This window comes from uncultured Marivirga sp. (genome assembly GCF_963974845.1).
Lineage (GTDB): Bacteria > Bacteroidota > Bacteroidia > Cytophagales > Cyclobacteriaceae > Marivirga > Marivirga harenae.
Window position 1 is genome coordinate 243,797 of sequence record NZ_CAXBEQ010000007.1, and the last position, 21,617, is coordinate 265,413.

The following is a 21,617-nucleotide window of genomic DNA, read 5'->3' on the forward strand; positions in this document are numbered from 1 at the left end:
ATGATTAAATTTGCTCTCGAAATTTTAAAAATACTAACAAAATGAAGAATATACTTATTGCGCTCTTAGCTATTAGTACACTTTGGGCATGTTCTCAAGGATCCAATAAAGAAGGAGAGTCAGAAGAAAGTAAGGAAGTAAATGTTTACACTCATAGACATTATGAAGCAGACCAACAGCTTTTTAAAGATTTTGAAGAAAAGACGGGAATCAAAGTAAATGTTGTAAGTGCCAATGCTGATGAATTAATTCAAAAAATGACGTTAGAAGGAGAAAACTCTCCCGCTGATGTGTTAATTACAGTTGATGCAGGGAGACTGCACAGAGCAAAAACAGCTGACCTATTACAAGCTGTTGAATCAGAAACTTTGAACAGCACCATCCCTTCAAACTTAAGAGATGTTGACAATCACTGGTTTGGATTAACTGTCAGAGGTAGAGCTATAATTTACAATCCTGAAAAAATTAAGCCTGAGCAAATTGCTACATACGAGTCGTTGGCGAATCCAGACATCAATGGAAGATTATTAATACGTTCTTCTTCTAATATCTACAACCAGTCACTGATGGCCTCTATAATTGAGCATAACGGAGAAGAGGCTGCTTCAACTTGGGCAAGTTCAATAGTAAAAAATATGGCCAGAGACCCTAAGGGTGGTGATAGAGACCAAATTAAAGCAGTTTTCGCAGGAGAAGGAGATGTTGCGGTATCCAATACCTATTACTATGGAAAAATGCTGAACTCTTCAAGTGAGGAAGAAGTGAAAGTAGCTCAAGCTGTAAAATTGTTGTTTCCTAATCAAGATGGACGAGGAACTCACATCAATGTCAGTGGAGCAGGAGTAGCCAAATATGCTCCAAACAAAGAAAATGCAGTGAAATTTATTGAATTCCTAGTATCAGAGGAAGCTCAAAAAGTATTTGCAGGGGTGAACTACGAATATCCTGTCAATAAAAATGTAGAATGGGCTCCAACTTTAAAAGAATGGGGAGAATTTAAGCAAGATGATTTAAATCTTTCTGTTTTAGGAGAAAATAATGATTTAGCAGTTAAAATATTTGACAGAGCAGGTTGGAAATAATTTGTGGGTAAGTTAAAGTCCATTATAAAATTTAAAAAGTATGCCAATGGTTGGTCCTTTGCTCTAATAGCATTGGTGCTGATTATTGGCTTACCTATTTATACCCTTTTCTTCAAGCTTTTCGAGGAAACTACCGACAGTGTTTGGGGGCATCTAGTAAACACAGTACTGACAGATTATATTCTGAATTCAATCGGTTTAGTGGTAGTGGTCAGTATTTTGACCTTACTGATGGGTGTTTCTTCGGCATGGATCGTTAGCACAAGTAACATTCCATTTCGCAGGCATTTCGAATGGATGTTGATCCTTCCATTGGCGATTCCCACCTACATTGCCGCTTATACCTATGCCGGTATTTTCGATTATACTGGACCTATCCAGATATTTTTAAGAGATATTGGCTTTTCTGATCTTGTGTATATAGACATTATGAATTTCTGGGGAGTTGCCGTGGTCATGTCATTAGTTTTATTCCCCTATGTTTATGTAGTAGCCAGATCAAGCTTTATGAGCCAATCAGCTACATTACTTGAAGCCTCCAGAATTTTGGGCAGTTCTTCGTGGCGAACATTCTTTAGAATTGCATTACCGATCAGTAGGCCTGCAATTATTGGTGGCTTGTCGCTGGTCATGATGGAAGTCCTCAATGATTATGGGGCCGTAAAATATTACGGAGTTAGCACTTTTACAACAGGAATTTTTAGGGCTTGGTTTTCATTTGGAGATCCTAATTCGGCCATCAATCTATCTGGTATTCTAATGGCGTTTATCTTCATGATGATCATGGTGGAAAGATTGCAGCGTGGAAAAGTTAAATTTGATGAAGGTGCTAGAATTGGCAGGCAACTGAAGCGATACCAATTAAAGGGCTGGAAAAAATTCTTCGCTTGGATAGTTTGTTTCATTCCACTATTTCTAGGGTTTATCACGCCTGTTTTTCAATTGATATTATGGTCAGTTCAAACCATCAAAAAAATAATCGATTTTGATTTTTTAATTCTGATGGCCAATAGTTTTGGACTTGCTTTACTGGCAGCTTTTTTATGCGTTGGTTTTTCGGTCGTAATTTTATTTGCGGTTAAAGTCAATAGAAACAGATTTTTTAGTTTGTTGGCAAAATTTGCGGCACTAGGCTACTCAATACCTGGAGCAGTAATTGCCATTGGCATAATGATTCCGCTATTGGGATTAGATAAAATCTTAATTGCTACATGGGCGGAAAGTTTCAATATGAAAATCGGATTGATATTCAGCGGGACCATTTTCGCACTTACTTTTGCTTATGTCGTCCGTTTCCTAACCGTGTCTTTAAACCCTATTGAAGCAGCTTTTAAGAAGACCGGAGACAGTATTGATGAAGCTTCGTATTCATTGGGTGCAGGCTCATTCAAAACACTTATTAAAGTCAATTTACCATTAATTAGAAGTGCGTTGATTTCTGGAGGTATTCTTGTCTTTGTAGACATATTAAAAGAACTACCTTTAACCCTGATTTTAAGACCTTTTAATTTTCATACATTAGCAACCAAAGCATACGAGTTAGCCAGCGATGAATTAATAGCCGAATCGGCAACCCCTTCGCTCATTATTATCGTTATTGGCACCATACCTATTATCATTTTGAACAGGCTAATGAAAACTACTAAAGCTGATGGAAGTACTATCAATTAAGAATTTACATAAGAGATTTGGTAAGAAACTCCAGTACGCTGTTAATAATGCAAACTTGAGTCTACAGAAGGGAGAGCTTTTGGCATTAGTAGGAGAAAGTGGTAGTGGAAAAACAACTTTATTAAGGCTAGTTGCTGGCTTCGAAGAAGCAGATGCAGGGCAGATATCGATCAATGGTGATAAAGTTGTTGATGATAATTTCAGCATGAAACCTGAGAAAAGAAAAATCGGCATGGTCTTCCAAGATTATGCTCTATTTCCACATTTAACGGTGGCAGATAATATAAAATTCGGACTGTCTAAAGGACAATTCCCTGATGTGCAAGGTAGAATAAGGGAAGTAATGGACATGGTGGGTTTGAGCAGTTATGCCAACAGATTCCCTCATCACCTTTCGGGTGGACAGCAGCAGCGTGTAGCTTTGGCACGAGCATTAGCTCCAAATCCTCCACTAATCTTATTAGATGAACCCTTCAGTAATTTGGATGCAGTCTTAAAGGACCAGGTCCGGGAAGAAGTCCGGAATATTATTAAAAAGGCTGGCGCAACCGCACTATTTGTTACCCACGATATGCGTGATGCGCTTTCATCTGCAGACAGAATTGCGATTTTGAAAGATGGAAAAATACAGCAAGTGGGTACGCCTCGTGAACTTTATGAAACACCAAAGAATCTATATGTAGCCAGCTTCTTCGGGAAAATAAACGCAATGAATGCTACAGCAGAAAATGGGACTTATAAACTTAAAGCAGGTGAAATCAATGGTGCCAAAACCGATAAAAAAGGGCAGGTATTAATAGCAATCAGACCAGAGAATATTGAAATCCTGACGGAGCCACAAGAAAATGTATTCCCTGCAAAAGTAGAATTAGCCCAGTATTTTGGTGACCACCAGCAAGTACATGCTGATATTGGATCGGAAACTCATGTAGTAATTCATGCCCATGAAAAAATCCTGTTTGATAAAGGAGATCATATCTATTTAAGATTTAATCCCAATAAAATTCATGTTTTGGATACATGTTGGTATCCTGGTTTGGTGAGTTAATTATTGAATAAGCACTATATTATTACTTCTGCTTAAAATTCTATTGTAAGCCATTCTCTTTTTGGCTGAATTATTGTGATATTTATAAAAGTAAAAATTTAAATCTTATGAAAAGGCTATCCATATTCAGCATATTTGTTTCTATCCTGCTATTAAGTTCTTGTGATTTACTCAATGATGCAATCGAGGAACAAGAAAATACCATTGACATTGCAGCGGGCTTAAAAGAAGCCTTAAGAGTTGGTACCGACACGGCTACTTCCAAACTGGCTGTTGTAGATGGTTATTTACGAGATGAAGCTGTTAAAATTCTACTTCCCGATGAATTGGAAGCTCAAATTAATGCACTCAAAGCCGTAGAGCTGAATGTTTTCGGTTTAGGAACCATAACTGGGGATCAGATTTATAATACTGGTGTTCCATTTTTAGGAATTAATAGTTTAGCAGAGAAAGAAGAAGAATTGATAATGGGGATTAATCGGGCAGCAGAGGAAGCCGCTAAAGAAGCGGGGCCGATATTTTTTGATGCCATTCGAGGAATTACCATAACAGATGCAGAGAACATTTTATACGGATCTGATACTGCTGCAACTGCTTATCTTGTCAATAACACCTATCAATCATTGTTCGATACCTTTGAGCCAAAAGTTAATACTGCTGTCAATTCCGTTACTATAGGAAACAGAACAGTAGAGGAGCTTTATAGCAATTTTGTTAGCGAGTATAATAATATTTTAAACACCTCAGTGCCCATCGGATTTTTAGAAAATCAAAGTTTGGGTTCCATTTCAGGCATCAACACCATTAATGAAGCAGATATTTCGGCTTTTGCGACAGGAAGAGGCTTGGACGGACTATTCTTAAAAGTACAGGAAGAGGAAACCAATATTCGGAAAAATGTGAACGCAAGAGTAAATGAGATCCTGCAAAAAGTATTTGGCTTGTTGGATTAATCAATAGCATCACAAATATTTTAGAAAAGAAAAGAGGCCCAGAGATTTTATAGTTGCTGGGCTTTATTTTGTTAAAAAGTATAATTCACTTTCAACAATGCTCTCCTGCCCTGAATAAAATTTTGATAGGTGCTGACAAAGTATTCAGATAAGAAATCTCTACTTATTGCTTTGGTATCAAAAATATTAAAAACCTGAATATCAAATCTGAAAGATCTTTCTGGCCATTCGTAACTCAGTTCAGCATTGGCCAGCCACCAATCACTTAGGGTGTTGGTGCCATCATATAATTGGTATTGAACATCAAAATTCATTTCGAAGTTCTCATTCCACACTGCTTCCCATCGATTGGTAAATGACTGCAAATTAAATTGGTTATTTGAGACTCCATTGGCATACTCCGTCAGCTGAAGACCATATTTAATCGAACTCGTGAGGTATTGACCAAGATTAGTTTGAAATGCCAAACTATGGTTTTGATTCCGATGCTCGTTTTGCACCTCCACCTCATTAAGCCTATTCGTATAGTTTTGATATAAGCCATTTGATTCCAACGTTAAGCGGAAAGTTTTGAAGCGCTTATCAATCTTACCATTATAATTCAAATCATATTGCGGTGCACTACTGTTTATCAAGCTTGAATTATTGACTAAGCCGTTAAAGTCCGTTGCCTCTTGAAATGAGTGCTGCACTTGATTAAAACTCGAGAATAAAAAGGCATTCATTCCATTAAATAAATTAAAGAAATGGTAATTAAGCTGTAAGCTATTGTAAAATGCTGGCCTTAAAGCGGCATTACCTATACCTATATTTTGATAGTTTCTTAATTGCAACGCTTCCGTTAACCACTCTTCCTGCGGGCTGCGGATTTCTTGCTGAAATATAAAATCTAAGCCTTGAACACTATTGATATCATACTTCACTTTAAAGTTCGGCAGTAAGTAATGTGGATTGCTGGTTGCGCGTACATCTTCTTCTCTTACAGACATTCTTTCATCTTGTAAATAGAAATAGCTGAGGCCTGGAAGAAATAAAAATGATTTCACTCTAGACTTCCATTGTAAACCAGCAGCTGCTATTGAAAAAGTGCGGCTAAAATCTATACGGTAGTCGTCTAAATTCTGATCTTCCTCATTTTCTAACGTTCTATTCAATGTGGACAATCGATGCTGGTAGGACAGAGAAACATCAAGATGATTTTTCTTATTCCAAATCCAATAATAGTGTAATTCAGATTGTAGCGTTTTAATATCTTGCTCACCATTTTCAAATCTAACAATGGAAGAATCTGCTTCATTTTTCAAGCCATATTGCAAATCCCAAATATTACCTGATTGACTATTTCTCCATAAAAACTGATTCTCTACAGACAAGATATGATCCGGATTGAGCTGAGTATAATAGTTCAGTTGTTGATTCCAGCTCCATTCAACATTTTCACTTTCAATATCAGTTTCTTGCCCTCCGGCCCAGTTAGAAATTGAAAATCGATCGGCAGTATTACGGCTGCTTAACCACTGACTTTTGTACTGCCAGTTGCTAAATGGTGATGCTAAATAATCTAATTGATACTGTCCAAGGATGCTTCCATATTTCTGTTGCTCCCTATTAATACTATTCTCAGGCTCTGGACCATTCTCACTTAAAAATCTGCGGTTTTGTCTTTGCTGCTCCAAAACGTCAGCAGTATTAGCAATCATGTAAGCCTGATGTTGCCACTTTCTAGAGGCCTGATAATTGATGTTTAATCCAGCGAAATTGCTAGTAAGCTCTTGTACTTGCGTTTTATCTTTTTGAGGAATGGTATTCCTATCCTGACGTTCTTCAATTTTCAAGGCTCCGCCCTGAAGGCCCCAGGGGTTTTGAGCCTGCTTCATCCGCTGATAGTCATTAAAATTGAAAGCCTGCTCCCCGATATTATTGGCATCCAGAATGGCATTCAGACTTAAATCCTTACTGTAGTAAAATGCATTTCCATGGCCGGCATAGCTATTTCTTAAACCTGCTCCTAAAGTAAGATCACCAAAAATTATTGATTTCTGATCTTCCTTTAAAGTAATGTTCATAGCTATTTGATCGTTTGTGTTCACATTTTTTAATGTGGAATTTTCCTGATAGCCTTTTAAAACCTGAACCTTATCAATAGCTCTGGCAGGCAAGTTCTTCACTGCCATTTTACTATCACCATCGAAGAACTTTTTGCCTTCAACTAAGAGCTTGTCCACCTTTTTTCCTTGAACAGTTACGCTCCCATCTTCGTCCACTTCAACGCCAGGTAATTTCTTTAATACATCTTCCAACTTTCGCTCATTCCCCTTGGTAAATGCTTCCGTTTTATAAATCAAAGTATCTCCAGATAAGGTTACTGGCATTTCTTTAACCACCTGTACTTCATCCATCAAGCCTTGATCTTGTGACAATGGAATGATTAGATTCTGAATTCTATCCGGATCTGTAGTGATATGTTTTATGAAAGGAACGTAGCCTATAAAACTAGCTCTCAATTCCAACAGTACGCCTGTCTCGATGGTCATCTTGAATTTCCCAGAGGCATCCGTGACCGCAAACGACTTGATTTCATTTGTGGTCGTATCCTTCAAAAGCACATTAGCATAAGGTATGGGTGTATTTAAAGAATCTACTACTTTACCTTCCATGCTATAGTAATCTTTACTTTTCTGCGCCAAAACAGCGCAAGAAAAAAGGATTACTGAAAAAATTGTGAGAGTGATGGCTTTCATGTCCATGACTTAACCGCCTATTACGATTTCAATGTTCGAGCCATCTCCTTTACCTTGATATCTCTGCATCATCTCTTTCATCTTTTCTTCAGAAATGGCCTGAAATTCTTCTAGCGTGACTTCTTTTCCCTGATCAGGTACTCTAATCTCTTCTTGCTCCTGATAATTCAAATTCACTTTTGTGCATATAAAGTGACGACCGTTCGATTTTAATTCGAGAATTAAGCCTGGCAGTCCGAAATAAGTCGTTGGACCCTGAGCAACGGGAATATCCATGGTAAACCAAGCTTCAATATGAGTGGTGTCTTTAGTTATTTCCATTTCCTCCATACCGGTGGCAAATCTCCGAGCATCCGAAATTCGTGTATATACTGCTTTCCTACAGCTGTAATCCCCAATTTGCTTGGTTTCAGTGCCAATTTTCCACTCATACTTTGGCAGACTGTCAATAACTAAAAATCTCTTTCCCATTAGTTCCTGACTATTTCTGTATTTTCCCTCTTCCAGATTGCGGTACAGCTTATCCTTTGAACTTCCATTAGAAATTACCAATTCCATCCCATTGGAGGAAGCACTTGCCGGTCCTGAGTTGACACTCTCTTCCTGTTCCCACAACGACTCTTTTGCATTAAACTTTAATGTGTAAGTCTTTTGCATCTTCTTGAGCAGTTGCTGTTTTAGAGCTTGCATCTCTTGCGGTGACATGGCGCTTGAGTCTAAAGAAAGTTCGATTTGACTCCTGCTTTCATAGGTGGCCACTCCACTGAATTGTTGTGCAAACAGGCCTGAAGCCAATAGTACACCGATGAATGTGATAATAAGCGTTTTCATATTTTTGTGATTTTCGTTTGATACAAAACAACTTAATAGATTCTTCAAAAAGCGTTAATGAGTGTTAAAGAGTGTTAAAATCAAGATATGACTGCTTCCTTTTCTTTACCTTAGCAATATGAATTCAAAAAGATTTAAGGCTATCGGAATTTTAATTGTTGCTGTATTTTTCGCAGCCATTCTTTTCCATGGCTTTTACTTTATAAAAAATTATCAAGAGGCTTACCTTAAATTCACGAAGGACGTAACCCTTGCCTTTGATACTGCACTTAAAAACTACTTTGAAGATCTATCAGAATCCGATGTCATCGTCATTACTGACATTCAAGAAGGCCAGAATAAAAATATAAAAACTGATACCTCAGAACTGAGTCAAGCGATTACTCGTGACTTTTTTCAACGTTTTAGCGAAAGTCCTTTCTCCAAAAAAGGTAGCAAAATCCTTGAGAAAAAGGTTAAGGAACTTGATGGCTTGAACATCACTCAAATTTTGATCGAGGGTAATTTTCAAGAAGAAGAAGTGTTTTTAGATAAACAAAATGACATTGTGATGATGGCGGGGAGAAAAGCAGCTGATAGTATTTTCTCCATGAACTCTATTAGCAATAAGTTAGTGATTTCCATAAGCCGAGACACTATCGACTTTGACTTGCTCAATAAGTACTTCACGGATGAGCTGAGAAAAAAGAATGTAGAAATAAAGTATGGGATAGAGTACTTGAGAAAGGACTCTCTTGTAGGCGCTTATCACGGATCCTTAGTGGAAAATTTGCCATTAAAATATACCGCTGACGAAGATCTATTGGCCTCCAAAGAAAGAATCAATCTTGCTTACGAGAACACCTCTCTTAATGTGCTAAAGGAAGGACTACTCAATAGTAGTTTTTCTCTGGCCTTTTTCTTACTGATTGTATTTGTTTTGGCTTTCTTGTATAAAACGATTAAAAATCAGAAAGATCTATCTGAAATTAAGAATGATCTGATCAATAATATCACTCACGAATTTAAAACCCCCCTAGCCACTATTTCAAGTGCTATCGAAGGAATGCAATCTTTTAATCCAGAGAATGATCAAGAAAAGAATCGGAAATACCTTGAAGTAGGACAACAACAGGTTGGAAAAATGACAGGCATGGTAGAAAAGTTATTGGAGACTGCCACTTTGGATAGCGAGAAATTGATGATCAAGAAAGAGTCCATCAACATTTCAGAATTTTGTCAGGAACTGTTTGATCGCTACCAAAACCATCATCTTGATAAGAAATTAGTCTTGAAGGTGGAAGATATCTCTGATACAGTTATGGCCGATAGATTTCATTTGGAAAATGCGCTATCCAACTTGATTGATAATGCATTGAAGTATGGTGGTAGTGAAGTTTCCTTCGCTTATAAAAAATTGGATGACTGCCATTGCTTTAGCGTGACGGATAATGGTGGGAATTTATCAAAGGCGCAAGCAAAGCGTGTATTTGATAAATTTTACAGAATCCCACAAGGAAATGTTCATAATGTGAAAGGCTTCGGTATTGGACTATATTACAGCAAAAAAGTAATCGAAAAGCATCATGGAAAACTTGAGTTAGATATTTCTAAAAATTTCACCCAATTTAAAGCCTGCCTGCCATGACTAAAAAGTATAAAATATTGTTGGCAGAAGATGAGCCGTCTTTAGGAATGATTTTGAAAGAAAGCATGGAAAGCCGTGGCTTTGAAGTCAATCATAGTGAAGATGGCGAAGCGGCCTGGCAGTCTTATCAAAGCCATCAATATGATTTATTAGTACTAGATGTGATGATGCCGAAACTAGATGGATTTAGTTTAGCCCAAATGGTAAGGAAATCTGATAGCTATATTCCCATAATCTTTCTTACTGCCAAATCAGCTACACAAGACTTAATAGAAGGATTTGAAAAAGGAGGGAATGATTATATCAAAAAGCCATTTAGTATGGAAGAACTGATTGTAAGAGCCAAAGCACTATTGGAAAGAAAAAGCAATCCTTTACACCAAGAATGGCTCAGCCTTGGGAAATATCAATTCCATCCTGGCAAACAAATCCTTAAATGGCAAGAACAGGAAGACTATCTGACGCATAAAGAATCAGAGGTGCTCAAAGAATTGATCCTGCATAAAAACGAATTAACCGATCGCTCTATCATCCTGGAAAAGCTATGGGGAAATGCGGACTTTTTCAATGGCCGCAGTATGGATGTGTACATTAGCAAATTGCGCAAGAAGTTGGATAAAGATAGCGACTTACAGATCTTAAATATTCGCGGATACGGATATAAGCTGGTTTGTAGTTGATCTACCTCATTTTTCTGATTGCTGTAGCGATATTTAAATACACAAAAGCAAGCAAAGCAAAGCCAGCGCCCATGTAAAATGTTCTTGCAAAATTGGCTGTAGAATTTTCATAAACCCAACCTGAGATAAAAGCTCCCATCCCTATGCCTATTTCCAGAAATATATACAATGTGGCGAGGGCTTTACCCCTTTTGTGGTCTTCTGCCAGATCAATAGCCCATGCAAAGACGGTGGGTGAATTCATCCCTACACCAATTCCAAATAAAACTCCTGCACCCATAAGACTGATTAAGGAGTTAGAAAGTGCAATTAAGACCATGGCTATTGCCAAAATAAAAGAAGAAACTTTTAGCACTTTCACTCTGCCAATCTTATCGGAGATCTTGCCCGCCACAATTCTCACTCCCAATGACGCCAAAACAAATACGGCAAAAAATAAACCTTTATTGCTAATATTGAGATGTGCACTGTAGTCGGGCATTATAGTGAGCACTAAGCCAAAAGAGTAAACGCTTAAAGCCATATAGATCGCTGGAACAATTACTTTTTTCTCCAAGATTTCATCTCTTTTAAGCTTCAGCAGACCAAAATTAAAACTAACCCTGTCAGCCAAAGTCTCATTCATGCCTGATAAAATCACAATACTGATTATCGCACTTAAAGCCGAAGCATAAAACACATAGTCGATGGGGTATATACTGCCCATATATCCGCCTATAGCATTTCCTGAAGCGGTTCCTACGCTAATGGCTACGCCAATAATCCCCATAGCCTCTCCCCTTCTATTCATTGGAACTATATCCGCTACATAAGCTGCATTTCCAGTGGGCGTGAAACCGGTAGAAAATCCATGCAGGAGCCGCAAGGCAAAAAATGCGATAATACCGGTTACAAATGGGTAGCTAAGTCCTGCCACAAAGCAAACCACAGCTCCGAAAATCATTACAGGAAGTCTCCCAATCTTATCTGCTAATTTCCCGCTAAAGGGTCTTGAAATACCCGCAGTTATCGTAAATAAAGCAATGATTAATCCTTTGTATTCACCTCCGCCTAAGCTTGTCAAAAAATCAGGAAGCATAGGGATAATCATATTGAAGCTAGCGAAAAATAAAAAAGCACTAAAACTTAGTGCAATAAACGGACGATTAATTAGGCGCTCTTGCTTCATGATGCGAAGTAAGGCATATCCACATTATTAAGCACGAAAATCAATGAAAAGTAATTCCAATATCATCTTTCTACCTCCAGTTCGACTTTGGCTATGTCAAACTAAAACTTCCGGGCTGGTGTGAGCTTGCCACCCCGTAACCATCGGTTTGGCATTGATAAGATTATATGTAACAGATATGATGGTATAAAAACAACTGCTATAGGTTCGGAATTGTAAAATAGAAGGTACTTCCCTCCCCCTCTTTAGAATCTACCCATATTTTACCCTTATGCATTTCAACTATTTTCTTACAATGGGCAAGTCCGATGCCAGTGCCTTCATACTCAGAATTACTGTGAAGGCGTTGGAAAATACTAAAGATCTTTTCTTTTTGTTCATTCGGAATTCCGATGCCATTATCTTGGATGGTAAATGTCCAACCATTCTTTTCTTTGGCTGATATTGTAATCTTGGGTGGTACTCCAGGCTTACGAAATTTAATACTATTGCTAATCAAATTCTGAAAAAGCAATCGGAGTTCCGTTTCAAAGCCCTTGACTTTTGGTAATTCCCCAAGCTCAATGGTAGTGTTCGTATCATTTAGAATAGTTTCTATGTCTTGCTGAATAACTGCAACTAGTTTTTTACAGTCCACCGTTACCAATTCTTTTCCGCCTCCTCCAATACAGCTATAATCCAAAAGGTCATTAATTAGCCGAGTCATTCTCGCGGCTGATTCAGAAATAAAACTTAATGTAGTAATTGATTGCTCATCTAATTTGTCTTGATTCTCATCGGTAAGCAATTTAATCAGACTAGAAATATTTCGGACGGGTTCTTTTAGATCATGAGAGGCGATGTAAGTAAGCTCACTTAGTTCCTCGTTCTTTTGTTCCAGCTCAATTTTTGTTTGCTCTAGTTCAGTTACATTCCTCAGCATTACATAAACGTAATTGTCCTGAATGTGGTGGACTGAACATTCATATTTACCTGCCACCATATGATTGGAATATTCAACCAATCCCAAATTTACATTTCCGCCTTCTGCTGCTACTTTTCTGTAAGTTTCAATCACTTGTAAGCCTCCTTCATGTTCATAAGCCTCAGGAGCAACTTCAATAATCCTTTTTCCGAAAACTTCCTCCCTTTCCTTTCTCATCTCATAAAGGATTATCTTATTCATAAAAACATACCGAATGCTTTTGATATCATTTAAGTCCTCAACATGAAAAATACCTACTCCATGCGATAAGTCGTCAAAGGTCTTGGTGACAATTTCAAGATTCAGTAAGTCTCTCATGTCATCAAGCAGTTTTATTTTGGAAATCCGGCATGATTCATATTATTTAACATACAAATGTGTTCATATTTTTCCCCTTTGGCCATTGTATCCTGGACTAAGAAAATGGATAAATTATCAGCACTTCTTTGGCCTATCCTATTAATTTCAGCCTCCTATTCACTATAAAGCACCCTCGCTTTTTGCATTAATTTATCGGATCGATAGCTCTTCGACTCACTTTCATCTTCAAAAAATACAAACTTTTAAAATAAAGTCCTAATTTTTTCTAGCTTGGATAGACGGCCGACTATTTCATTCTTATGAATGAGCGGACTACCTGTACTACCTGTTCAATATTTATAATGTTGAACTACTATCTGTGGATTTATAATCCATTTTACAATAAGTGGATTAAAAATCCTATGAACCTCATTCGACATTGCCAATGTCGAATAGAGCTTTAAATCTGAGCTAGTACGTGCTTTGCTGGTCTTCCTAGAGCACCATCTCATAACTGATAACTATATGTCAGTGTCCCATTGTACTCTGAGCTAATGCCCCCTTCAGACTGCTCATTTCCTCTTGTTTTCCTATTGATGAAAGCATTAGTGAAGCTGAAGTTATGTTTTTCCTTCAAGCTGTAGGTGGCACTCAACCTACAATTTGTAATCGTATTTTGTAATTGCCGATTACCGTAGCTATTGTTGACAGCTGAAGATAGACTTAGGCGTAATTGCTTTTCAAAAAGCGATTTACTAGCCGAAAGAACGGGCCCAACTGTTAGGTTTTGAATACTGGTGGACTCCTGCAAGCATACATTCATGGAGGCGGAAAGGCTCGGTTCTGAAGCTTTCCATTGGCTTACATAACCAAGGTTACCATTACAAAATCTAGCCCCTGAATTTTGTACTTCACCCCCTTGCTCATCGGTGGTTTACTGCGCAGACAAATTAGCCATTAAAAAAGATGACTTTTCCTCTGTTGCTTTTAAAACCTAGTTCGCATTGAAATTGAGATTCTCAGAAATCTGGGAGAAATTTAAAGTATCGCTCGGCTGCACCAATGGATTGGGATTATTGATGTCTTCAAATTGGGCTTTTCAAAAGGTGTATAGTTGAGATTCAGTGCTCCTTCCCAACGAGTCATTTTGTCGAGAGGCTGCAAAAAGAAATGCAAAGCGATCATAGATGCACAAATTGGCAAACTGGAAATTGTAATCCTCGAGTTTAGGGATACATGCCTGGGAATCTGCCCTACTTGTAAAAAAGGAAGGCTACAGACCGTGGCCGTATTCGACCAAAGAGGGCCGCCAAAGCACTGGCTCAAAAAATTACAGGCACATTAAAAAAGGAAACGGCTGTGGGCGTAATGGGAAAGCGATGCCCAAAAAGCACCAAAACACCCGAAAAAAGGCCTTTTTCAACCTTAAAAGATCAAATCGACAGTAATGAAAAACCTGATTTGATCATTCCTCATGCTTAGAAGTACCCGCTTTTGAGCCTTGAAATTCACCATCAATACTTCGATTTTCCCATAGGGGCTTGCAGTTCTTGCCGACCTCTGATTCGCTCAACCTAGCATCCATGTTCGGTCGTACCGACCACACGAATGCTTAGTTGTTGGCGGTAGTATTTTTTATCGTTCATTATGACCTTTTCCATCAAAAATTTTCGGTTTTGCCTTTTCAATTCTTGAGGTTCTTGTTTTGGATTGTTTAGCTTCTGAAAAGTGAAGTAAATACCCCCTTTGTCTACCTGGAGTCAAACTATCAAATGCTGTTTTGAAATTGGGGTCTTCATTGAACGATTGTTCAAGTTCTTCGGGCTTTTCATATTCCGAAGTTTTTTTCATTTTCACTTCTAAACCTGCTTTTTCGACTTCAACTGCTTCAAAAACATAAGCTCTGATAGTCTGCTCTAATTCGTTGATTTTATCTATACTGGTAAATCGAATTTGTCTCGCAGATTGCACGTTTTCAGTTTGTTGAATTAACAATTTGTCCGAGTCATTAAGTAAAACTCCTTTATGAAAAAGTAGGGCACAGTAATCTTTAAATCCATGGATTAAAACAATATTATTTCCTTTATAGGTGTAACAAGGACATCCCCATTTCAACTCTTCCGTCAGTCCGCAATCGATTATAATAGCTCTCAGCTTCTTATATTCTTTTTGCCATGTAGTGTCCTTATCGAAGAACCAATTTACTTTTTGATTCATGTAGTTTTTTATTATTGAGATTCTACGTAATTCTTAAAGTTCACTAATATAGCTTGCCAACCTGCTCTTTGTTGCTCGTCCGAATTTGTTCCTTCCGCTTCAAATGACTCGGTCAATTTAATGCTATCACCTTCAGCTAAGAAGTTGATTATTACTTTACGCCCATCTGTCATTTTGTAGGAAATTGATTTTTCTTTTTCTATTTGATCATAGATTCCTTTATAATCAAAACCCACACTTCCATCTTTAGCTTCCATTCTCCATACAAATTCTCTACCTGATCGCAAGTCGTTCGTTGCAGAAGGGCAACACCATTCATCAGAGGCAAAATTCCAATTTATAATATGTTCAGGTTTAGTCCAATGATTCCATACCTTATCAATGGTACTTTGAATTGTTATCTCAACTGTAATTGTCATTTTAAATATTTTATTTACGTTTTATAGTTTAGCTAAACCCAAATAGTATTTCCGTATTTCAGGGTCAAACTTTTCAACTGCAAATCTTAAACTAACTCTTGGCATTGTTGTGGCATGCCTGTCCAAGAAGGCTTTCAATCTGTCTTCGTCTCTTTTTCCCGCTTCTCTAATCCAACTGCCTACAGCGGTTTGAACGAAGTGTTCTGAATCGTGTACAAGTATTTCAGCAATCTTAAATGTATCATCAATTTCATCTTTTCTAATAAAATAATAAGTACTTACAATTGAAGTTCTACGTTCCATTGGATTAGTGGATTTTGCTAATTTATACAAGGGCTTTCTGTCCTTGTCGTGCAAAAAACCACCCACGACATAGGGTGCTGCTCTATCCACCATTCCCCAATCATCAATATATTCATGATTTTCTATATAGGCATTGTAAATTTCATGCTTCTCTTCTGGTGTTGTTTTCTTATTTCGTGCTTTCCAATCCAAAATTGAAACGGCTGCAAGTCGGTAATCGGAATTTTTATTTTCAAGTAATTTCACAACCTCTAACACTGGCATGTACTGAAATTCTTTCGCTAAAGAAAAAATCTCCCTTTTTGGAATACCCTCTGAATATTCTTGGCTAATCATTTCAAGCGTGTCAATGAATTCTATTGCCGTCATTATTTAGTCAATATTCCGTTTACTATTTGCTCTCTTTCAATTACCGCCAACGTTTAGTATATGGCAAGTAGGGCAATAGAAAGCGATAAACTTTCGAGTTTGCACTGAGCCACATTTTTATATTTTGTTTTTAACTTATTCATTTTAAAATTCAAATTAAAAATTTGGCGGTGTTTGTAAATAGCAACGAACTTTCGTAAACCACTAAACGCCCTATTTGCTATATATAGTGTTATCTACTTTTTATTCTATATCTTTTTCTATCAAATTCATCATTCATTTCATCTTTTGAATAGATTTTAATAATTTCAATTTTCTCGTCTTTAATCAGTTCTTCTAAGTCTTTTTGAGTTAGGTCATTAAATGAAAAATTCTCACTTTTACCATCAATTTCAATAAACCAAGGGTACCACATTACACCCCATATTTCCCAATAGTATTCAAATTCCGTACAGTTTAACGCTACGAGTTTTGAATGGATTTCAGAGAAAATTATGTCAGTTCGCTTACTCATTTGATGTTGTCTCAATCAATTTGATTGTATTTTTAATTTCGTCTTTAAAAATTAAAATGTCATTCTCAATTTGTAGGTCTCGGTCGTCATATTCATCAATTTTAAACTCAGTGGATGTACCGTCAATTAATACAATTTGCATGTATATCGTATTTTCATCCTTATTACCAGGTGCATTAGGAAGAGGTAAGGATAATGTGAAACAGTTTTCTGGTATTTTATTCAAAATCTCTCCTATTACGGTAAGGTCATCAATTGATGTTTTGATTTCTTTTTCTCCAAAGAATTGGTAGCCATCCTTTGTGAATCGTTTCGAAAAATAATTTCCAGAAGAATCGCACTCTATTTTATCCGAGTAAATTCTATAAGCCTTTGGAATATCCCAAGAGTTACTGTTCAAGATACCACAAGTTAAATAGTGTATTTTATCCCTTTTTAATTGCATTGTTCTATTGTAGATAACATTATAGCGTTTTATTCATCGTTCTCTAAAAGTAAATAAAAAAAGGTAAAATCCCCATTTCTGTAAATGTGATTTAAGAGCAGTAAGAATGATGAATAAAACGTTGTTGGACTGAGCCGATGGGACTATGGGCATAGTATGTTGGCTTTAGCTGCTGAAGCCTCATCTTGCCAATTGATAGCAGAACTTTTGCCTATTTGATTATGATTGATAGCGTCTATTTTCATCCGAAGGTTTGTTAATTAGACGTAGCTTTCCTGTTGAAGCTTTTTTCGCTTCTTGTTAAAGCTACAATCTTTCAAAGAACTGTCGGTCAGTTTAATACTAGCCGGGTGTTTTTTGTTTTGGTAATGGAACTGCCTTCATGCTTTTTGCCTTACACTTAGGACATTCCACAGGGTCTTTCCCTGTTAATTGCCGATAAACTTCCATGCCATTGAGCCCTTCTAGCACAGGGAAGTAGGTGATTTTATTAATGATAAGGTTGCAGTCTTCCCTGGCCTGTTTAAGGTTGGACAGGGACATAAAGCCAAAATACCTGATTTTGCAAAATACCTCAGGCAGGACATGCTGCATGAACCTTCTGATAAATTCGCCCGCCTCTAGGCTCATCACTTTTCTTAAGCCACCACATCGGTAGTCTTTATAATTAAAACTTATTTCCTGTTGGACATTTGTAATGTCGTACCTTTTCTGTTCGAGATTTGTAATCTCGAACTCCTTATCTCCGGATTTACAATCCGCCTAACCATAGTCAGCAATAGGAATACAACTACTTCTCAAACCACTATAACACCCAGCACTGCTTAACAAATAGTCCTCCTCCTTTTCAACAATTCCAGCCTTTACCGGATTCATATGAATATAATTAAGCTTCGACTCAAAAAAATCTGAGTTCACAATTTCTTCCCCATGATAGCCTTCTTTCCAAAACCAAATCTTCTCCTTATAACTTAAAGCACGCAGCAACCATGCTTTTCTACTCTCCTTCGGATTATCTTTGATGGCTTTAAATATCTTTTTAGACGTGAATTTTTTGAAGTCTCTAATGACATCACTTAAGTTTTCATCAGCGGCCTGAAGAATGAAATGGCAGTGATTACTCATAATTACCCACGCATAAACTTTCAGCCCCTTATGTTGCTGACAATAATCGATACTTTCTATTAATAAGTCACTGTAAATCTTTCTGGTAAAAACATCAACCCACTGGTGAACTGTAAAAGTCACAAAGTAGGGAGCTCCTTGATCTTTCACTACATATTCAAATCCCATTGAAATATTATTTTACAAAGTTTAAAATTGACTGTTTAAGAATAGACGGATTGCAAATCCTATGATCTATATTCGATATTACAAATGTCGAATAGTCCGTCCAGCACGGTGCTAGTTCCTGTTCGACATTTATAATGTTGAACTACTATCTGTGGATTTATAATCCATTTTACAATAAGCGGATTAAAAATCCTATGAACCTCATTCGACATTGCCAATGTCGAATAGAGCTTTAAATCTGAGCTAGTACGTGCTTTGCTGGTCTTCCTAGAGCACCATCTCATAACTGATAACTATATGTCAGTGTCCCATTGTACTCTGAGCTAATGCCCCCTTCAGACTGCTCATTTCCTCTTGTTTTCCTATTGATGAAAGCATTAGTGAAGCTGAAGTTATGTTTTTCCTTCAAGCTGTAGGTGGCACTCAACCTACAATTTGTAATCGTATTTTGTAATTGCCGATTACCGTAGCTATTGTTGACAGCTGAAGATAGACTTAGGCGTAATTGCTTTTCAAAAAGTGATTTACTAGCCGAAAGAACGGGCCCAACTGTAAGGTTTTGCATATCGGTGGCCTCTTGCAAGCTTACATTCATGGAGGCTGAAAAGCTCAGTTCTGAGGGTTTCCATTGCCTTACATAGCCAAAATTACCATTATAAAACATAGAGCCTGAATTTAACTCTTCCCCACCTTGTTCATCAGTAGTCTGTTGAGCTGATAAATTAGCCGTTAAAGACGCGGATTTTTCTTCTGTTGCTTGTAGCACATAATTCGTATTGAAATTCAGATTTCGGGAAATCTGGCTGAAATTCAAAGTATCATTTGGTTGTACCAATGGATTGGGATTATTGATATCTTCAAATTGGGAGCGGATATTGGTATAAGTCTGAAAGTTGGAATAGCTACTGCTTAAATTGAGCTTATCAGATGGGGTATAATTTAAATTCACAGCCCCTACCCATCGAGTCATTTGGTTCATTTTTTGGTTATCCAAATTATCTCTTTGCAAACCTACATTACTACTAATGCTAACCTTATTGTCAAATAACTGAGTAGCACCATTTACCGTGATATTTTCCAAATCACTATTGAAATAATAAGCGCCATGGGTTTTATATTCAGGATCTACCCGTTCATATCCTAAGCCAATGGTATAGCCTTTATCACCATAATTCAAATTGGATTTAAAGGCATGTGATATTTGGTAAACATATAGATTTTAGATAAAAAAGAGAGCAATGTGTAATAAAGTACGGACACCTAAAAGGCTGCCCATACTTTATCATTTTTACTTTTTAATGAATTTGGTTTCTTGCTGGCCATTTGCAGTACGTACTACGACCATATAAATTCCAATTTTCCAGTTCTTGACCATCAATTGTTCTTCTTGTTTAGGATTTTCTATCTGATGGATACGTTGACCCTTTGCATTAAATACAATAATTTTTTGCACAGCTCTGTCGATATTTTTCAACTTCAGGATATCCGAAGAGGGGTTAGGGTATAACCGAAGTGAGCTAAATTCAGCTTGCGATGTTGCTGTAACGGCAACCACCTCAAAAGACTGACTTACCTCTTCCGCAGCAAAATAATTTATGTTCCCTGCTTGCCTTGCCTCAATTGTAACCAATCCTAAGCCTGTTAAAGTAATTAAATTCGCTTCTACAGTTGCTGGTCCCGAAGTAACAGTATATTCAACCCCCAAGCCTGAAGAGGCTGTGGCTGATAAAGTAAGAGTTTCCACTTCGAAGAATTGATTAGCTATTGCTTCAAAAGTAATGCTTTGATCCGCTTTTGTTACAGTCAGGGTTTGTACTGCGGCAGCAGCACTATAATCATCATTTCCAGCTTGAGATGCCGTGATCTCCGTAGTACCAGCACCTATGATAGTTACCGTATTACCTACAACAGTTGCAACCGAAGCATCTGAGCTTGAATACGTGACCGGACTTCCTGATGCACCTCCTGTGGCGTTTAAATCAAAGTTGGCATCACCGTATGTTTTACTAGCTAAGGCTTCGAAACTAATGCTTTGATCCCCTTTTTCCACTGTAAGGGTCTGTATTACAACCGAAGCAGCATTATAATTATCATTTCCGGCTTGAGATGCCGTGATCTCTGTAGTACCAGCACCTACTATAGTTACCGTATTGCCTGAAACCGTTGCAACCGAAGCATCTGAGCTTGAATACGTGACTGGACTTCCTGATGCACCTCCTATTGCGGTTAAATCAAAATTGGCATCACCGTATATTTTACTGGCTAAGGCTTCGAAAGTAATAATTTGATCCCCTTTTTCCACTGTAAGGGTCTGTATTACAACCGAAGCAGCATTATAATCATCGTTTCCAGCTTGAGATGCCGTGATCTCCGTAGTACCAGCACCTACTATAGTTACCGTATTACCTACAACAGTTGCAACCGAAGCATCTGAGCTTGAATAAGTAACCGCATTACCTGATGCACCTCCTGTGGCGTTTAAATCAAAGTTGGCATCACCATATGTTTTACTAGCTAAGGATTCGAAACTAATGCTTTGATCCCCTTTTTCCACTGTAAGGGTCTGTACTACATCCGAAGCAGCATTATAATTATCGTCTCCGACTTGAGATGCAGTAATCTCTGTAGTTCCGACACCTACGATAGTGACCGTATTGCCTGAAACAGTTGCAACAGATTCATCTGAACTTGTATAAGTTACAGCTAAACCTGAGCTTGCCGTTGCACTTAAATCAAAATTAGTATCACCATATTTTTTGATAGCTATTGCATTGAAACTAATGCTTTGATCCCCTTTTTCCACTGTGAGGGTCTGTACTACATCCGAAGCAGCATTATAATTATCGTTCCCGACTTGAGATGCAGTAATCTCTGTAGTTCCGACACCTACGATAGTGACCGTATTGCCTGAAACAGTGGCGACCGAAGCATCTGAGCTTGTATAAGTTACAGCTAAACCTGAGCTTGCTGTTGCAGTTAAATCATAATTGGC

General features: G+C 37.6%; 20 protein-coding genes. 6 read left to right on the top strand and 14 right to left on the bottom strand.

Going from position 1 to position 21,617, the window contains the following annotated elements; all coding sequences use genetic code 11:
• Positions 1-41 precede the first annotated feature (41 nt).
• The 4 genes from AAC601_RS15905 (at position 42) to AAC601_RS15920 (ending at position 4,754) form a co-directional block, all read left to right on the top strand.
• The gene (locus tag AAC601_RS15905) at positions 42-1,082 is read left to right on the top strand and encodes a Fe(3+) ABC transporter substrate-binding protein (protein WP_303270561.1); all 1,041 of its coding nucleotides are present in this window, start codon (positions 42-44) and stop codon (positions 1,080-1,082) included.
• 3 nt (positions 1,083-1,085) lie between these two features.
• Positions 1,086-2,753 (top strand): iron ABC transporter permease, encoded by a 1,668-nt coding sequence (locus AAC601_RS15910; RefSeq protein ID WP_340153800.1) that lies wholly within the window; start codon positions 1,086-1,088, stop codon positions 2,751-2,753.
• Positions 2,734-3,801 (top strand): ABC transporter ATP-binding protein, encoded by a 1,068-nt coding sequence (locus AAC601_RS15915; protein WP_340153801.1) that lies wholly within the window; start codon positions 2,734-2,736, stop codon positions 3,799-3,801. The genes AAC601_RS15910 and AAC601_RS15915 overlap by 20 nt, the downstream gene beginning before the upstream one ends.
• 107 nt (positions 3,802-3,908) lie before the next feature.
• On the top strand, positions 3,909-4,754 hold the full coding sequence (locus tag AAC601_RS15920; protein WP_303270564.1) for a DUF4197 domain-containing protein: 846 nt from the start codon (positions 3,909-3,911) through the stop codon (positions 4,752-4,754).
• Positions 4,755-4,825: 71 nt separating this feature from the next.
• Here the strand turns inward: AAC601_RS15920 and AAC601_RS15925 are convergent, their stop codons facing one another.
• Both AAC601_RS15925 and AAC601_RS15930 read right to left on the bottom strand, forming a co-directional pair.
• On the bottom strand, positions 4,826-7,495 hold the full coding sequence (locus AAC601_RS15925) for a TonB-dependent receptor (RefSeq protein ID WP_340153802.1): 2,670 nt from the start codon (positions 7,493-7,495) through the stop codon (positions 4,826-4,828).
• A gap of 9 nt (positions 7,496-7,504) precedes the next feature.
• Positions 7,505-8,326 (bottom strand): GLPGLI family protein, encoded by an 822-nt coding sequence (locus AAC601_RS15930; RefSeq protein ID WP_340153803.1) that lies wholly within the window; start codon positions 8,324-8,326, stop codon positions 7,505-7,507.
• 118 nt (positions 8,327-8,444) lie between these two features.
• Here AAC601_RS15930 and AAC601_RS15935 point away from each other — a divergent pair, with 118 nt between their 5' ends.
• Both AAC601_RS15935 and AAC601_RS15940 read left to right on the top strand, forming a co-directional pair.
• Entirely contained in the window at positions 8,445-9,953 is a 1,509-nt protein-coding gene (locus AAC601_RS15935) for a HAMP domain-containing sensor histidine kinase (RefSeq protein WP_340153804.1), read from the top strand.
• Positions 9,950-10,633 carry a response regulator transcription factor gene (locus tag AAC601_RS15940; RefSeq protein WP_340153805.1) on the top strand — a complete coding sequence of 228 codons (684 nt, stop codon included), beginning with the start codon at positions 9,950-9,952 and terminating at the stop codon, positions 10,631-10,633. The genes AAC601_RS15935 and AAC601_RS15940 overlap by 4 nt, the downstream gene beginning before the upstream one ends.
• Position 10,634: 1 nt before the next feature.
• Here the strand turns inward: AAC601_RS15940 and AAC601_RS15945 are convergent, their stop codons facing one another.
• The 12 genes from AAC601_RS15945 to AAC601_RS16000 form a co-directional block, all read right to left on the bottom strand.
• Positions 10,635-11,801 carry an MFS transporter gene (locus tag AAC601_RS15945; RefSeq protein WP_340153806.1) on the bottom strand — a complete coding sequence of 389 codons (1,167 nt, stop codon included), beginning with the start codon at positions 11,799-11,801 and terminating at the stop codon, positions 10,635-10,637.
• A 199-nt stretch (positions 11,802-12,000) separates the two neighbouring features.
• Complete coding sequence (locus AAC601_RS15950) at positions 12,001-13,083, bottom strand: ATP-binding protein (RefSeq protein WP_340153807.1); 1,083 nt, start codon at positions 13,081-13,083, stop codon at positions 12,001-12,003.
• 490 nt (positions 13,084-13,573) lie between these two features.
• Complete coding sequence (locus tag AAC601_RS15955) at positions 13,574-13,888, bottom strand: hypothetical protein (protein ID WP_340153808.1); 315 nt, start codon at positions 13,886-13,888, stop codon at positions 13,574-13,576.
• Between the two features lie 812 nt (positions 13,889-14,700).
• The gene (locus AAC601_RS15960) at positions 14,701-15,282 is read right to left on the bottom strand and encodes a DUF1801 domain-containing protein (RefSeq protein WP_340153809.1); all 582 of its coding nucleotides are present in this window, start codon (positions 15,280-15,282) and stop codon (positions 14,701-14,703) included.
• Between the two features lie 11 nt (positions 15,283-15,293).
• The gene (locus AAC601_RS15965) at positions 15,294-15,701 is read right to left on the bottom strand and encodes an SRPBCC domain-containing protein (RefSeq protein WP_340153810.1); all 408 of its coding nucleotides are present in this window, start codon (positions 15,699-15,701) and stop codon (positions 15,294-15,296) included.
• Between the two features lie 21 nt (positions 15,702-15,722).
• Positions 15,723-16,373, bottom strand: a complete 651-nt coding sequence (locus tag AAC601_RS15970; RefSeq protein WP_340153811.1) for a DNA alkylation repair protein — start codon at positions 16,371-16,373, stop codon at positions 15,723-15,725.
• Between the two features lie 232 nt (positions 16,374-16,605).
• Positions 16,606-16,887 carry a hypothetical protein gene (locus AAC601_RS15975; RefSeq protein ID WP_340153812.1) on the bottom strand — a complete coding sequence of 94 codons (282 nt, stop codon included), beginning with the start codon at positions 16,885-16,887 and terminating at the stop codon, positions 16,606-16,608.
• Positions 16,880-17,287 carry a hypothetical protein gene (locus tag AAC601_RS15980; RefSeq protein WP_340153813.1) on the bottom strand — a complete coding sequence of 136 codons (408 nt, stop codon included), beginning with the start codon at positions 17,285-17,287 and terminating at the stop codon, positions 16,880-16,882. Before AAC601_RS15980 ends, AAC601_RS15975 begins: the two co-directional genes overlap by 8 nt.
• A 387-nt stretch (positions 17,288-17,674) precedes the next feature.
• Positions 17,675-18,061 carry a transposase gene (locus AAC601_RS15985; protein WP_340153818.1) on the bottom strand — a complete coding sequence of 129 codons (387 nt, stop codon included), beginning with the start codon at positions 18,059-18,061 and terminating at the stop codon, positions 17,675-17,677.
• A 33-nt stretch (positions 18,062-18,094) separates the two neighbouring features.
• Positions 18,095-18,625 (bottom strand): transposase, encoded by a 531-nt coding sequence (locus tag AAC601_RS15990; RefSeq protein ID WP_340153814.1) that lies wholly within the window; start codon positions 18,623-18,625, stop codon positions 18,095-18,097.
• Between the two features lie 280 nt (positions 18,626-18,905).
• A complete protein-coding gene (locus AAC601_RS15995) occupies positions 18,906-19,802 on the bottom strand; it encodes a hypothetical protein (RefSeq protein WP_340153815.1) in 897 nt (298 codons plus the stop codon).
• Positions 19,803-19,913: 111 nt separating this feature from the next.
• A partial coding sequence (locus AAC601_RS16000) for a T9SS type A sorting domain-containing protein (RefSeq protein WP_340153816.1) occupies positions 19,914-21,617 on the bottom strand: 1,704 nt, incomplete at its 5' end.